The 13,064-nt window shown below is 72.7% G+C and carries 14 protein-coding genes; 5 read left to right on the top strand and 9 right to left on the bottom strand.

Annotation, left to right across the window (positions count from 1 at the left end; genetic code table 11):
• Together HW578_RS14860 and HW578_RS14855 are read right to left on the bottom strand one after the other, a co-directional pair.
• Positions 1 to 884 (bottom strand): Bug family tripartite tricarboxylate transporter substrate binding protein (locus tag HW578_RS14860; RefSeq protein WP_198371332.1); only part of this gene is annotated, 884 nt, incomplete at its 3' end.
• Between the two features lie 46 nt (positions 885 to 930).
• The gene (locus HW578_RS14855; protein ID WP_198371331.1) at positions 931 to 1,764 is read right to left on the bottom strand and encodes a class I SAM-dependent methyltransferase; all 834 of its coding nucleotides are present in this window, start codon (positions 1,762 to 1,764) and stop codon (positions 931 to 933) included.
• Between the two features lie 134 nt (positions 1,765 to 1,898).
• Between HW578_RS14855 and HW578_RS14850 the strand changes: the two genes are divergently transcribed.
• Positions 1,899 to 2,837, top strand: coding sequence for a LysR family transcriptional regulator (locus HW578_RS14850; RefSeq protein ID WP_198371330.1), 939 nt, complete (start codon positions 1,899 to 1,901; stop codon positions 2,835 to 2,837).
• A 13-nt stretch (positions 2,838 to 2,850) separates the two neighbouring features.
• Here the strand turns inward: HW578_RS14850 and HW578_RS14845 are convergent, their stop codons facing one another.
• Positions 2,851 to 3,435 carry a helix-turn-helix domain-containing protein gene (locus HW578_RS14845; protein WP_198371329.1) on the bottom strand — a complete coding sequence of 195 codons (585 nt, stop codon included), beginning with the start codon at positions 3,433 to 3,435 and terminating at the stop codon, positions 2,851 to 2,853.
• Between the two features lie 27 nt (positions 3,436 to 3,462).
• Between HW578_RS14845 and HW578_RS14840 the strand changes: the two genes are divergently transcribed.
• Positions 3,463 to 3,684 carry a hypothetical protein gene (locus tag HW578_RS14840; protein ID WP_198371328.1) on the top strand — a complete coding sequence of 74 codons (222 nt, stop codon included), beginning with the start codon at positions 3,463 to 3,465 and terminating at the stop codon, positions 3,682 to 3,684.
• Complete coding sequence (locus HW578_RS14835) at positions 3,681 to 4,136, top strand: GNAT family N-acetyltransferase (RefSeq protein ID WP_198371327.1); 456 nt, start codon at positions 3,681 to 3,683, stop codon at positions 4,134 to 4,136. Before HW578_RS14840 ends, HW578_RS14835 begins: the two co-directional genes overlap by 4 nt.
• Here the strand turns inward: HW578_RS14835 and HW578_RS14830 are convergent.
• The gene (locus HW578_RS14830; RefSeq protein WP_198371326.1) at positions 4,127 to 4,540 is read right to left on the bottom strand and encodes an STY0301 family protein; all 414 of its coding nucleotides are present in this window, start codon (positions 4,538 to 4,540) and stop codon (positions 4,127 to 4,129) included. The two genes, HW578_RS14835 and HW578_RS14830, sit on opposite strands and share 10 nt — an antisense overlap.
• Positions 4,537 to 5,241, bottom strand: a complete 705-nt coding sequence (locus HW578_RS14825) for a ribonuclease activity regulator RraA (RefSeq protein ID WP_198371325.1) — start codon at positions 5,239 to 5,241, stop codon at positions 4,537 to 4,539. Before HW578_RS14825 ends, HW578_RS14830 begins: the two co-directional genes overlap by 4 nt.
• 84 nt (positions 5,242 to 5,325) lie before the next feature.
• Between HW578_RS14825 and HW578_RS14820 the strand changes: the two genes are divergently transcribed.
• On the top strand, positions 5,326 to 6,216 hold the full coding sequence (locus HW578_RS14820; protein WP_198371324.1) for an LOG family protein: 891 nt from the start codon (positions 5,326 to 5,328) through the stop codon (positions 6,214 to 6,216).
• Here the strand turns inward: HW578_RS14820 and HW578_RS14815 are convergent.
• Positions 6,213 to 6,833, bottom strand: a complete 621-nt coding sequence (locus tag HW578_RS14815; protein WP_198371323.1) for a non-canonical purine NTP pyrophosphatase — start codon at positions 6,831 to 6,833, stop codon at positions 6,213 to 6,215. The genes HW578_RS14820 and HW578_RS14815 overlap by 4 nt on opposite strands.
• Positions 6,830 to 7,546, bottom strand: a complete 717-nt coding sequence (gene rph, locus HW578_RS14810; RefSeq protein ID WP_198371322.1) for a ribonuclease PH — start codon at positions 7,544 to 7,546, stop codon at positions 6,830 to 6,832. Before rph ends, HW578_RS14815 begins: the two co-directional genes overlap by 4 nt.
• Before the next feature lie 126 nt (positions 7,547 to 7,672).
• Here rph and hrcA point away from each other — a divergent pair, with 126 nt between their 5' ends.
• Positions 7,673 to 8,746: a heat-inducible transcriptional repressor HrcA gene (gene hrcA / locus HW578_RS14805; protein WP_198371321.1), complete on the top strand. Its 1,074-nt coding sequence runs from the start codon at positions 7,673 to 7,675 to the stop codon at positions 8,744 to 8,746.
• Here the strand turns inward: hrcA and HW578_RS14800 are convergent.
• Together HW578_RS14800 and mutS are read right to left on the bottom strand one after the other, a co-directional pair.
• Complete coding sequence (locus tag HW578_RS14800; RefSeq protein WP_232478977.1) at positions 8,743 to 11,439, bottom strand: [protein-PII] uridylyltransferase; 2,697 nt, start codon at positions 11,437 to 11,439, stop codon at positions 8,743 to 8,745. The two genes, hrcA and HW578_RS14800, sit on opposite strands and share 4 nt — an antisense overlap.
• A 129-nt stretch (positions 11,440 to 11,568) precedes the next feature.
• Positions 11,569 to 13,064, bottom strand: a 1,496-nt coding sequence (gene mutS / locus HW578_RS14795) for a DNA mismatch repair protein MutS (protein ID WP_198371319.1), incomplete at its 5' end; no start/stop codon positions are given.

The following is a 13,064-nucleotide window of genomic DNA, read 5'->3' as shown; positions in this document are numbered from 1 at the left end:
GCCAGGCGATCGGGCAGGTCGGTCTCGGCCATGGCCCAGGCGGCCGCGCCTTCCAGCGCCTGCAGCGCCGCCGCCGGCAGGCCCGACGGACCCGCGACGCCGATCCAGCCCGATGCCGCGACCGCTGAGAGCCCGGGCGTCTCGGCGATGGTCGGCAGCTCCGGCCGCTGCGGCAGCCGCGCGGGGTGCAGCGTCGCGACCGGGCGGATGCGGCCGGCGTCGATCCCCGGGCCGAAACTGACCAGCGTGTCGATGCCGATCTGCAGCCGGCCGGCGATCACCTCGCGGGCGACCTCGCTGCCGCCGCGGAACGGGACATGCGCGATGTCGAGCCCCCCGGCGCGCTGCTTCAGCAGCTCGAGCGCCAGGTGCTGCAGCGACCCGGCGCCCGGCGTGCCGGCATTGAGCCGGCCCGGCTGGTCGCGCGCCAGGGCGAGGAGGTCGGCGACCGACCGCGCGGGCAGGTCGGACGGCACGACGACGACGAAGGGCACGGTCGCGACCTGCGCCACCGGCACCAGGTCCTGCGCCGGATCGAAGGAAAGGTTGCGCTGCAGCGCCACGTTGAGCGCGAGGTTCTGCACATTGCCCATCAGCAGCAGGTGCCCGTCGCGCGGTGGCGCGGCGCGGGCGACGGCCTCGGCGGCGATGTTGCCGGTCGCGCCGGCGCGGTTCTCGACCACGAAGGGCTGGCCGAGGCGCAGCGCGACGTGCTCCGCGAGGGCGCGCGCCGCGAAGTCGAGCGAGCCGCCCGGCGCGAAGCCCACCAGCAGCCGCACCGGGCGCGCCGGATAGCGGGCGGGGTCCTGCGCCGCGGCGGTGCGCGGCAGGCAGCCCGCCGCGATGGCGAGGCAGATGGCGGAGCGACGATCGAGGCGTGTCATGGGCGCTTCTCCTGTCCTGGTCCGGGGGGGTCGAAGCCGCGACGCATCACGCGAGGCCGCGCACGGCCCAGGCGGTCGCCGCGTAGGAGCGTGGCCCGTCCGCTTCACCGTCGAGGTAGGCGCGGCGCACATGCTCGCGCAGCCTGGCGCGCGCGGCGGAGTCGAGGCCGGCGACGTAGTCCGCGGCCGGCCCCTGGCGTCCGAGATAGGGCGCCCAGTAGTCGTCGAAATCGGCGAACTCCATGCGGATGCTGAGCGTCGCCTCGCGCACATCGTGCAGGCCGGCGGCGCGCCAAGCGACGGCGAGCTCCCCGGGACGCATGGTCGGCCGCGTGCAGTTGCGCGCGCGCAGGGCGGCGGCGTCATCGTCGAGCATCGCGGCGGTGTCGAGGAAGATGCGCTGCGCCACGTAGCCACCGCGCGAATCCCACGACGCCGCGGCCACCACCGCGCCGGGGCGCGCCACGCGCCGCATCTGGGCCAGCGCGGCCGCGGTGTCGGGCACGAAGGGCAGCACCAGCAGCGCGAGCACGGCATCGAAGTCCGCGTCGGGGAAGGGCAGGTCGCGCGCGTCGGCGACCTCGAAGGCGATACGCGGATCGCGCAGCTTCCGCCGCGCATGGCTGACGTAGGCTCCGGAGGGATCCACCCCGACCACCCGGATGCCGGGGGCGCGCGCCACCAGCGCCTGCGCCAGGCTGCCGGTGCCGCAGCCGAGGTCGAGCACGCGCGCCTGCGCGCCGGGCGCGGCGAAGTCCAGGAAGGGCTCGGCCAGGCGCCGGCTCCAGCGGCCCATCTGCAGGTCATAGGCGGCGCCGTCGGTGGCGACGAAGGTCGTCTGCTGCGGGTCGCCCGGTTCGCGGCATCGCGTCTGGCTCATGCGTCGCCCCTGGTGCGTCATGGGCCGGCGGCATCGGCGCCGCAGGCCGGTCGCCAGGGTGGCGGGGTGGCCGCTGCGCCGTCCAATCAAGCTTTTGCCTGGAAATCGATGCCGGCCGGGCATAAGGACAGGGCATGGATCTCCGGCACGCGAGGACCTTCGTCGCCGTCGCCGACCTCGGCACCGTCTCCCGCGCCGCGGAGCGGCTGCATGTCGCGCAGCCCGCGCTGTCGCGGCAGATCGCGGAACTCGAGCGGATGCTCGGCGTCACGCTGTTCGACCGCGTCGGTCGGCGCCTGTTGCTGACCGGCGTGGGCGAACAGCTGTTGCGCGACTGCCGCGCGCTGCTGAGCTGTGCCGCCGCGGTGGAGGATCATGCGCGGCAGCTCCAGGGCGGAGAGGCCGGCGTGCTGAAGCTGGCGGCCTCCCCGCAGATCATCGAGGGCGTGCTGTCCGCCTTCCTGCCGCGCTATGCGGCACGCTACCCGGCGGTGGAGCTGCGGCTGTCCGAGGTGATGGGCTGGTCCGCCACCGCCGCCAGGCTCGAGGCCGGCGAAATCGATCTCGGGCAAAACCTGGTCGGCGCGGTACCGCCGGACGATCCGCGCTTCGCCTGCCATCCGCTGGAACCGATAGGGCTGCTGGCGGCTTTCGGCGCGTCGGTCGCCATCGAGGATGGCGGGCGGGTCGACATCGCGCGCCTCGCGACGCATCCGCTGCTGCTGCTCGATGCGGAATACGTGTTCCGCCGGAACTTCGACGCGGCCTGCCGGCTGGCCGCGATCCGGCCGCGCGTCGCCTATGAAAGCCGCACGCCGCACACGCTGCTCGCGATGGCGGAGGGCGGCCACGGCGTCGCCATCGTGCCCTCGGTGATGCGCACCGACCGCTACCGGCTGCGCGTCGCGGCCGTGACGTTCCGCGGCAAGCCGCTGCGGGAACGGCCGGCGATCTACTGGGACCGGCGCCGCACGCTGCCGCGCTATGCGACGGCCTTCTGCGAGATGCTCGGCGCGCAGATGCGCGACCTGCCGTCGACGCGCGAGGCGCGCGTGCGATCCCGGCGACGATGAGCGAAGCAGCGCCCTATCGCCGCGACAGCGCCACCAGGTAGCGGCAGGGCTTCCCGCCCGAGGGGTTGCGGAAGGCGTGGCCCTTCGGCGTGTCGAGGTCGAAGGACAGGCAGTCGCCTTCGCGCAGCAGGGCTTCCTCGGCCCCTTCCTCGACCGCGAGGCGCCCGGCCAGGACCCAGACCACCTGGCCACGCAGGAAGGCGAAGGAGGCCGCGGGGTAGGCCACGCGCGCGCCGGGCGGGAGCTCGACCTCGACCAGCTCGGGCTCGGCGCCGGGCGGCGAGACGGCGCGGCGGCGGTAGCGCGTGGCGGGATCGGTCCAGAGCGGCTGCGCATCGGCGCGGGCGATGCGGGACGGGCCGGCATCGGCCTCGGCGCGCGCGAGCAGGGTGGAGACGGTGAGGTGCAGCGCACCCGACAGACGGCCGAGCAGGGCGGCGGTGGGGCTCGCCTCCGTGCGTTCGACCTTGCTGATCATGGCGCGGGAGACGCCTGATGCCGCGGCGAGGTCGGCGATCGACCAGCCGCGAGCCTCGCGTTCGCGCTTCAGGCGCTGCGCGAGAAGCGTGTCGAGGGGGACTGCGGTATCGGTGGACATCCATCCATTATAGTGGATGATGGCGCCATGACCATGCCATCCCCGCCACGCCACAATGGTGGCCCACCGCTCGAGGAGGATGACGATCCGGCCGGCTGGCGCCTTTGGTGCTGGCGGCGGGCGAAACGCCGCGCCTGGAAGGCGCCGGGGCCGGAGATCGTGCAGCGGCGCCTGGCACGCGCGGAGGAACTGGGCATGACCTACCGCGAGTACACGCTCGAGATCCTCGAACGCGGGCGGCACCTGTGAGGATCGTGGAAGGCGGGCTCGACGATGCGCGCGTGCAGGCGCTGGTGGCGCTGCACCAGCGGCTCGCGCGCGAAGCGACGGCGGAGGGCTTCGCCTTCGCGCTCGACCTGTCGGGGCTGCGCGTGCCGGGGATCCGCTTCTTCTCGGCCTGGGAGGGCGAGGCGCTGCTCGGCGTGGGGGCGCTCAAGCGGCTCTCGCCCGACCATGGCGAGGTGAAGTCGATGCACACGGCGCAGGCCGCACGGCGCCGCGGCGTAGGCGCGGCGATGCTGCGCCACATCCTGGACCAGGCGCGCGCCATGGGCCTGGCGCGGGTCAGCCTCGAGACCGGGACCAGCGCGTATTTCGCCGGCGCGGTTGCGATGTACCTGCGCGAGGGCTTCGCCGACTGCCCGCCCTTCGGCGACTATACCGCCAGCAGCGAGAATCGGTTCCTGGCGCTTCAGTTGTAGGTGATGAAGGTGCGCCCGTCGTTGCGGTCGTGGTTGACGCGCACATGCGGCGAGAAGGGGCCTTCGAGCCGCCGCATCAGCGCATGGGCGGTCGCGGCATAGACGCAGACCATCCATACCTCGCCCTCGATCGCCGGCAGGCCGTAGCGCATGCTGACCACGCTGCCGCGCGCGCTGCCCGCGACCGGTTCCACGGCGCGGCCCTCGGCGGGCGGGCCGGCATAGAAGCGGATGTCCACCAGCTGGGTGCGCAGGTCACGCCGGAAGGGCTGCCAGTCCTCGGGCGCGGCGCCCTCCGCGGCGTCGGTGACGCGCAGGCTGTCGGGGCAGGCGGGAAGCTCCTGCTGCGCCTGGGCCGGCAGTGCGACCGCCAACCCCAGCAGCGCCGCGAGCAGCCCCCTCACCGCCCCTTCTCCCGGCGCCAGGCCTCGTAGATCGGCCGGTTCGCCGGGTCGGTCATGGGATAGAGGCCGCGGATCGTGTGGCCGGCGGCGACGCGTTCCTGCACGAAATCCTCGAAGACCGTCTGCTCGAAGGCCTCGGCCGCCACCTCGTCGGCGATGTGGGCAGGGATGCAGACCACGCCCTCCCCGTCGCCCACCATGATGTCGCCGGGATGCACGCCGACGCCGGCGCAGGCGACCGGCACGTTCAGGTCCACGCAATGGTGGTGGATCAGGTTGGTCGGTGCCGAGGGGGTCGCGTGATAGGCGGGCCAGCCCATGGCGCCGATCTCCGGGCTGTCCCGGAAGCCGCCATCGGTGACCACGCCGGCCACGCCGCGCGCGCGCAGCCGCGCGACCAGGATGCCGCCGGCCGAGGCCGCGCGCGCATCGCCGCGGCTGTCGATGACGAAGACCGCACCGGGCGGGCATTCCTCGACCCCCTTGCGCTGCGGGTGCTCGGGATCCTTGAAGACTTCGAGATGGTCGAGGTCCTCGCGCGCCGGGATGGTGCGCAGCGTATAGGCCGGGCCGACCATGGTCGGCGCATCGCCCAGCGGATGCAGGGCGAGGAACACGTTGCGGAAGCCCCGCTTGAACAGCACGGTCGTGAGCGTGGCGGTGGAGACGGCGGCAAGCCTGGCGCGCGTGTCGTCCTTCATGGCGGATTCCCCCCTGGCGGCGATTCAGGAATACTCGGCTTCGGCGCGCCTGCCCATGGCGCGCCGGGGGGAGAGACCAACGCCATGCCCGACAACGGCGCGCAGAAGCGCTCCCGATCCTTCCTGCTGGCGGTCGAGGACCAGGAGTTCCTGTTGCGCGACGAGATGCGGCCCTTCCGCTTCGGCATGGAATACGCCAAGGCCGAATACGCGCTGCGCGACTGGGGCGTGCGATCGACCGTGGTGGTGTTCGGCTCCGCGCGGATCCCCTCGCCCGAACAGGCCGCGGCGGTGGCCGCGAGCGCGAAGACCCCGGCCGAGAAGCGCGCGGCGAAGCGCGCCACCGAGCAGGCGCGGCAGTACGAGGATGCGCGCGCCTTCGCACGCATCGTATCCTTGCGCGGCGGCGCGATGGCAGCCAGCGGCGCGCCGCGGGACAACGTGATCGCGACCGGTGGCGGGCCTGGAATCATGGAGGCGGCGAACCGCGGCGCCGCGGAAGCCGGCGCGCCGTCGATCGGGTTCAACATCACGCTGCCGCACGAACAGCACCCCAACGCCTGGTCCACGCCGGCGCTGACCTTCCGCTTCCATTACTTCGCCATGCGCAAGATGCACCTGGCGATGCGGGCGAACGCGCTGGCCGTCTTCCCCGGCGGCTTTGGCACCTTCGACGAGCTGTTCGAACTGCTGACGCTGGTGCAGACCGGCAAGGCGTCACCGCGCCCGATCGTGCTGGTCGGCCGCGCCTTCTGGGAGCAGGCGGTGAACCTGCCTCTGATGGTCGAGCACGGCATGATCGACGAGCGCGACCTGGCGCTGTTCGAGATCGTGGACACGCCCGAGGAAGCCTGGGCGAGCCTGGTGCGGCGCGGGCTGGAGGCGACGCCGCTGCCGCCGGCGCCGACACCGCCGCCGGCCCGGGTGCGGCGGCGGCGCAAGGCAGGCGCGGAGCAGATGAAGGCGCCGGGCTAACCCTGGGGCAGGCAGCCCGCCGACAGAAGCGCAAACGCCCTCGCCCGGTGGCTGATCCGGTGCTTTTCCGCCGGGTCCATTTCGCCGAAGGTCTCGTCATGCCCGTCGGGCACGAACATCGGGTCGTAGCCGAAGCCCCGCGACCCGCGCGGCGGCCAGACCCAGTGGCCCATGGCGCGGCCCTCGAAGCCTTCGACATGCCCGTCCGGCCAGGCGAGGACCAGCGCGCAGGAGAACCACGCCGTGCGGTCCTCGAATTCCTGCGCCGCTTCCATCACCTTGCGCATGGCGGCCGCATAGTCGCGCGACCCGTCCGGCTGCAGCGCCCAATCCGCTGTTCGCACGCCGGGCGCGCCGGCCAGCGACGCTGACGAGAAGCCGGAATCGTCCGACAACGCCGGCAGTCCGGCGGCGCGCGCGGCGGCCACAGCCTTGATGCGCGCGTTGCCGAGGAAGCTCTCCTCGGTCTCCTCCGGTTCAGGCAGTCCGAGCGCGCCGGCGCTGACCGTCTCGATGCCAAATGGCGCCAGCAGCGCGGCGACCTCGCGCAGCTTGCCGGCATTGTGGGTGGCGATGACGATGCGTTCGCCGCGAGACAGGCGACGATGCCCGCTCACAGCCCGGCGGCCTCGCGCTGCTTCGCAAACAGTTCCGCCGTGCCGGCCCGGGCCAGGCCCAGCAACGCCATCAGTTCGGCGTCGCTGAACGGCGCGCCCTCGGCGGTGCCCTGCACCTCGACGATGCCGCCGGCGCCGGTCAGCACGAAGTTCGCGTCCGCATCCGCCTTGCTGTCCTCGGCATAGTCGAGGTCGAGCACCGGCGTGCCCTGCCACACCCCGCAGGAGACCGCCGCGACCTGGTCCTTGAGCGGGTTGCGGGACATGATGTTCATGCGCCGGCAGTGCTCGAAGGCCAGGTGCAGCGCCACCCACGCGCCGGTGATGGACGCGCAGCGCGTCCCGCCATCGGCGGTCAGCACGTCGCAGTCGATGGTCACGGTCATCTCGCCCATCGCCTTCATGTCGGTGACCGCGCGCAGGGAGCGCCCGATCAGGCGCTGGATCTCCTGCGTGCGGCCGGATTGCTTGCCGCGCGCCGCCTCGCGGTCGCCGCGGGTATGGGTGGCGCGGGGCAGCATGCCGTATTCGGCGGTGACCCAGCCCTGGCCTTGCCCGCGCAGGAAGGGCGGGACGCGGCCTTCGACGCTGGCGGTGCACAGCACCTCGGTCACGCCCATGCGGATCAGGCAGGAGCCTTCCGCGTGCCGGGCGAAGCCGGGTTGCAGGCTGACGGGGCGCAGCGCGGCGGGGTCGCGGCCGGAGGGGCGCATTCAGGATATCCTTGCGGGCGGAAAGGGGCGGAAAATGGCCGCCGCGCCGGCATTCGTCCAGTCCCGCGTTGACGGGGGTCAAACCCCTCCCTAGCCTCCCCATATAGCCCAATCATAGGCCGAGAGATGGGACCCACGCCCAAGCTCCCTCCCGGCCCGACCGGGGCGTCCCTGGCGGGCCTCGACAACCGCAGCGCGCTGATCCTGCGCGAGCTGGTGGAGACGTATGTCGCCACCGGCGAACCCGTGGGTTCGCGCACGCTGTCGCGGCGGCTGCCGCTGGGGCTGTCGCCGGCCACCATCCGCAACGCCATGGCGGATCTCGAGGATGCGGGGCTGCTCTATGCGCCGCACACCTCGGCCGGGCGGCTGCCGACCGAGCGCGGGCTGCGGCTGTTCGTCGATGGCCTGCTGGAATTCGGCGCGCTGGGGGAGGAGGAGCGTGACGCGATCTCCGCCCGCTGCGCCGCCTCCGGCCGGTCGTTGCAGGAGACGCTGGGCGAGGCCGGGCAGATGCTGAGCGGCCTGGCCGGCGCGGCGGGCCTCGTGGTGGCCCCCACCGCGGAGGGCACGCTGCGGCACATCGAGTTCGTCGCCCTCGGACCAGGCCGCGCGCTGGTGGTGCTGGTGCATGACGACGGCCAGGTCGAGAACCGCGTCATCGAGGTGCCGGCCGGGCTGCCGCCATCGGCGCTGCAGCAGGCGTCGAACTACCTGAATGCGCGCCTGACCGGGCGCACCATCGAGGAAGCGCGCGGCGTGATCGCCGCCGAGATCGCCGACAACCGCACCGCGCTCGATGCCCTGACGCAGCAGGTGATCGAGGCGGGCCTGGGCACCTGGACCGGCGGGCAGGGAGGCTCGCTGATCGTGCGCGGCCAGGCGCGGCTGCTCGAGACCATCGACCAGGCGGCGCGCGTCGGCGAGATCCAGCGCCTGTTCGAACGCCTGGAACAGCAGGAGACGATGCTACGGCTGCTCGACCTCGCGCAGCGGGGCGAGGGGGTGCAGATCTTCATTGGCGCCGAGAGCGGGCTGTTCGACAGCGCCGGGCTTTCGATGGTGGTGGCGCCGTTCCGCAACGGGCAGGAACGGATCGTGGGCGCGATCGGCGTGATCGGGCCGACGCGGATCAACTACGGGCGGGTGATCCCGGTGGTGGACTACACGGCGCGGGTGATCGGGCGGCTGCTGGGTTAGGCCGCGCCCGCCGTCGCGCGGCGCGGCGCGCCGCCCGGCGCATCCACCATCTCCAGCGCCGCCTCCAGCGCGCGGCGCAGCCCCACCAGCTTGCGCTCGTTCTCCACCTTCAGCCCGAACACGTCCTTCACGTAGAAGACGTCCACGGCCCGAACGCCATAGGTCGTGATGTGCGCGGAGGCGATCTGCAGCCCCTGGTCGCTGATCGCCGCCGTCACGTCGTGCAGCAGGCCGGGGCGGTCGCGGCCGTTCACCTCGATCACGGTGAAGCTGTTGGACGCATGGTTGTCGATCACCACGCGCGGCGGCACGGTCACGGCGCGCAGCCGGGCGGGCTCGCGCTTCAGCTTGCGGATCTCGTCGCGCAGGCGCAGCCGGCCGGACAGCGCCTGCTCCACCAGCACCGCCAGGCGCGCGAGCCGATGCGGCGCCTCGAAGGCGCCGCCCTGCGCGTCCTGCACCCAGAAGGTGTCGAGCGCCATGCCATCGGTCATGGTGTGGATGCGCGCATCGACGATGGTCGCGCCGGCCACCGCCAGCGCGCCGGCGATCTTGCTGAACAGGCCCGGATGGTCGGTGCAGTAGACGGTCACCTCGGTCACCGCGCGGGATTCGAGCACGCGCGTGCGCACGGTCAGCGGCGCCTTCTCCTCCTTCGCCTCCTGGATCATCGCCGCATGGCGCGCATGGGTCTCGGGATCGAAGGAGAGCCAGTAGCCGGGGTAGCCAAGCTCGAGGAAGGCATCGACCTCCGGCTTCGGCCGGTCGGCCAGCAGCAGGGCGGCGGCCTCCTTTGCGCGCGCGACGCGCACATCGCGTTCGGGCACGGACAGGCCACCGGCCAGGACCTCCGCCACGCGCCAGTACAATTCGCGCAGCAGCGTCGCCTTCCAGCCGTTCCATACCTTGGGGCCGACCGCGCGCATGTCGGCGACCGTCAGCACCAGCAGCAGGCGCAGCCGTTCGGGGGACTGCACGACCTCCGCGATGTCGAGGATGGTCTTGGGGTCCTCGATGTCGCGCTTGAAGGCGGTCTGGCTGATGAGCAGGTGGTGCAGCACCAGCCAGGAGACGGTCTCGGTCTCCTCCGGCGTCAGGCCAAGGGTGGGGCAGATGGTCTGCGCCAGCTGCGCGCCGATCTCGCTGTGGTCGCCGCCACGGCCCTTGGCGATGTCGTGCAGCAGCATCGCGACATAGAGCGCGCGGCGGGACTGAAGCTGGCCGATCAGCTCGGAGGCGACCGGCGCGATCTCCCCAAGTTCGCCGCGTTCCAGCGCGGCCAGCACGCCGATCGTCTCGATCGTGTGCTCGTCCACGGTGAACACGTGGTAGGTGTCGAACTGCATCAGCCCGACGATCCGCTGCCAGTCCGGCAGCAGGCGGGAGATGAGCCCCGCCTCGTTCAGCATGCGCAGCCAGGTGGCGGGATCGCGGCCGGACAGGATGTCGAGGAATTCCGCGCTCGCATCCTTCTCCCCGCGCAGCCGCGCGACGTATCGGGCGTGGCGTACGATGGCGCGGAAGGCCAGCGGATGGATCTCGAGCCCGCGGTCGCGCGCCATGCGGAAGATGCGCAGCATCAGCACCGGATCGATGGTGAAGTCGTGCCCGGGTGCGGCGATGATCTTGCCGTCCGCCAGCGCGAAGCCCGCTTCCGTCAGCGCCTTGTCCGAGGCCGGCACCACCGCGGGCGGCCCCAGCGAGGCACGCTCGATCGCCGGTTCCAGGATGCGCGTGAAGCGCGCCACGTCACGCACGGTCAGGAAGAAGTGCTTCATGAACCGCTCGACGCCATCCTGCAGGCCGTGGCGCGTGTAGCCCATGCGGGCGCCGACCACCGGCTGCAGGTCGAAGGTCAGGCGTTCCTCGGCGCGGCCGGTGACGATGTGCAGGTGGAAGCGCACCGTCCAGAAGAAGTCCCAGGCACGGCGGATGGCGCGGGCTTCCTCGGCCAGCAGCAACCCGCCGCCGGGGGATGCGGGGCCGACAAGCTCGGGCATGCGCTGCACGTTGAAGGCATAGCGCGCCAGCCAGTAGAGCGTCTGCAGGTCGCGCAGGCCGCCGCGGCCTTCCTTCACATGGGGTTCCACCATGAAGGGGCTTTCGCCGTAGCGGGCGTGGCGCTGCTGGCGCTCGGCGCGCTTGGCGATGAGGAAGGGTCGCAGGCCCCATTCGGCGCGGGCCTTGCGAAACGCCTCCTCGAAGCGGCGATAGACGGCGTCGTCGCCGGCGACGTGGCGCGCATCGAGCAGCGCGGTCAGCACCGTCGCGTCGCCCTTGGCATCGACGATGCAATCGGCGCGGGAGCGCGTCGCGTGGCCGACTTTCAGCCCGAGGTCCCACAGAAGGTAGAGCATGAACTCGACCGACTGCCGCCCGCGCGGGCCCATGCCCGCATCGGTCAGGAACAGCAGGTCGATGTCGGAGAAGGGTGCCAGCACGCCACGCCCGTAGCCGCCGGTGGCGACCAGTGCCCAATGCTTCTCTCCCGACGCCGGCGGGAGCATGGCCTCGGTATAGGCGTGGATGCCGACCATCACCGTATCGGTCAGCGCGGCCAGCCAGCGGGCGGCGGCGAGCCCCGAGAGCTCATGCGCCTCGAAAGCCTGCTGCACGCGGTTCTGCACGCGGCCGAGATGGCGGCGTAGCAGCGTGACCGCCTCCTCGCGCGCGACAGGCCGGCCGCCGGGCATCAGGTCGTCGATCAGGCCGGCCAGGACAACCGGCGGTTCGCCAAGGACCGGCGCCGTGCGCGCCACGCGCTCGGCGGGTCCGGCCTCGGGTCCGGCATCGTCGAATGAGCTCATCGCTCGGCAGACTACCTATTCCGGGCCAGGCGCAACAGACTCCTCCAGAAGAGCCTTCAGGCGGTAGAGCGCGGCCAGCGCGTCTCGCGGGCTGAGTGCATCCGCATCCAGTTCCGCCAGCGCCGCCAGGGCCGGATGCGCGGGCGTGGCGGGCGCCGCCGCGGGCCGCGCGAAGAGCGGCAATTCCTCCGACAGCGGATCGAGCCCGCGCGCGCGGGCCTCGAGCGCCTTCAGCACCTCCTGCGCGCGCGCCAGCACCGGGCGCGGCACGCCGGCGAGGCGCGCGACATGTACGCCCCAGGATCGTTCCGCCGCACCGGGGCCCACGCGATGCTCGAACACCACCTCGCCCTTCCATTCCCGCACCTGCATGGTGGCCGGGACCAGTTCCGGCAGCTTGCCAGTGAGGGCGGTCAGCTCGTGGAAATGGGTGGCGAAGATGGTGCGGCAGCGGATGCGGTCGTGCAGCGCCTCCAGCACCGACCAGGCGATGGCAAGCCCGTCCCAGGTCGCGGTGCCGCGCCCCACCTCGTCCAGCACCACCAGGGATCGCGATGTGGCCTGGTTCAGGATGGCCGCGGTCTCGGCCATCTCGACCATGAAGGTCGATCGCCCGCCGGCGATATCGTCCGCCGCGCCGACGCGCGAGAAGAGCCGGTCGACCAGGCCGAGCCTTGCGCTCTCGGCCGGCACGAACAGCCCGGCCTGCGCCAGGATGACCAGCAGCGCGTTCTGCCGCAGGAAGGTGGACTTGCCGGCCATGTTCGGCCCGGTCAGCAGGCAGAGCCGCCGCCCGGCCGAGAGGTCGCAATCGTTCGGCACGAAGGCCGGGCCGCGCGCGCGGGCGAGTGCGGCTTCCACCACCGGATGGCGCGCGGCGGCCACGGCGAAGTCGGCGCGTTCGGTCATCTCCGGGCGGCACCAGCGGCCATCGGCGGCGAGCTCCGCGGCGGCGGCATGCACGTCGATCTCCGCCATCGCCGCCGCCGCCGCCGCGATCGCGGGGCCGGCCGCCAAGCACTGCCGGCGCAGGTGCTGCGCGACCAGGCGTTCGCGGCGGGCGGCCTGTTCGCCGGCCTCCGCTACGCGGCGGTCGAGCTCGGCCAGCGCGGTGCAGGTGAAGCGCATGGCATTCGCCATGGTCTGGCGATGCACCGGCGCCTGCGGGCCGTCCTTAGGCGCCTCGCGCAGCAGGCGTTCGCCGGCGGCGGCGGGCACCTCGGCCAGAAAGCCGAATTGCTGGTGGTGGCGGATCTTGAGGCTCGCCACGCCCCAGGCCTGGGCCAGGTCCATCTGGAGCGCAGCGATCGCCTCCCGCGCGCCGGCGGACAGGCGCTTCAGCGCGTCCAGCTCGCCGTCGTAGCCGTTGGCGACCAGGCCGCCGTCCTCGAGCCGCGCCGGCAGCGGGTCGGCGAGCGCGCGGGCGAGTTCGGCGCGCGGACTGTCAGGCGGGACCAGCGCAGCGCGCGCCGCGGCGAGCAGCGGCGGCACCGGCGGGACGGCCTGCGCAT

The organism is Roseomonas rosulenta (assembly GCF_016106005.1).
In the GTDB taxonomy this organism is placed as follows: domain Bacteria; phylum Pseudomonadota; class Alphaproteobacteria; order Acetobacterales; family Acetobacteraceae; genus Neoroseomonas; species Neoroseomonas rosulenta.
Note: the sequence above shows the minus strand (reverse complement) of the source record. Positions and strands in the feature narration are given on the sequence as shown.

Bases quoted from the DNA above. Each gene is read 5' to 3' on its own strand.
- HW578_RS14850 (WP_198371330.1), top strand. From the start codon at position 1,899: ATGGATCTCCGGCACGCGAGGACCTTCGTCGCCGTCGCCGACCTCGGC.
- hrcA (WP_198371321.1), top strand. From the start codon at position 7,673: ATGGGACCCACGCCCAAGCTCCCTCCCGGCCCGACCGGGGCGTCCCTG.
- HW578_RS14855 (WP_198371331.1), bottom strand. From the start codon at position 1,764: ATGAGCCAGACGCGATGCCGCGAACCGGGCGACCCGCAGCAGACGACC.
- HW578_RS14820 (WP_198371324.1), top strand. From the start codon at position 5,326: ATGCCCGACAACGGCGCGCAGAAGCGCTCCCGATCCTTCCTGCTGGCG.
- HW578_RS14845 (WP_198371329.1), bottom strand. From the start codon at position 3,435: ATGTCCACCGATACCGCAGTCCCCCTCGACACGCTTCTCGCGCAGCGC.
- HW578_RS14800 (WP_232478977.1), bottom strand. From the start codon at position 11,439: ATGCCCGGCGGCCGGCCTGTCGCGCGCGAGGAGGCGGTCACGCTGCTA.
- HW578_RS14825 (WP_198371325.1), bottom strand. From the start codon at position 5,241: ATGAAGGACGACACGCGCGCCAGGCTTGCCGCCGTCTCCACCGCCACG.
- rph (WP_198371322.1), bottom strand. From the start codon at position 7,546: ATGCGCCCCTCCGGCCGCGACCCCGCCGCGCTGCGCCCCGTCAGCCTG.
- HW578_RS14840 (WP_198371328.1), top strand. From the start codon at position 3,463: ATGACCATGCCATCCCCGCCACGCCACAATGGTGGCCCACCGCTCGAG.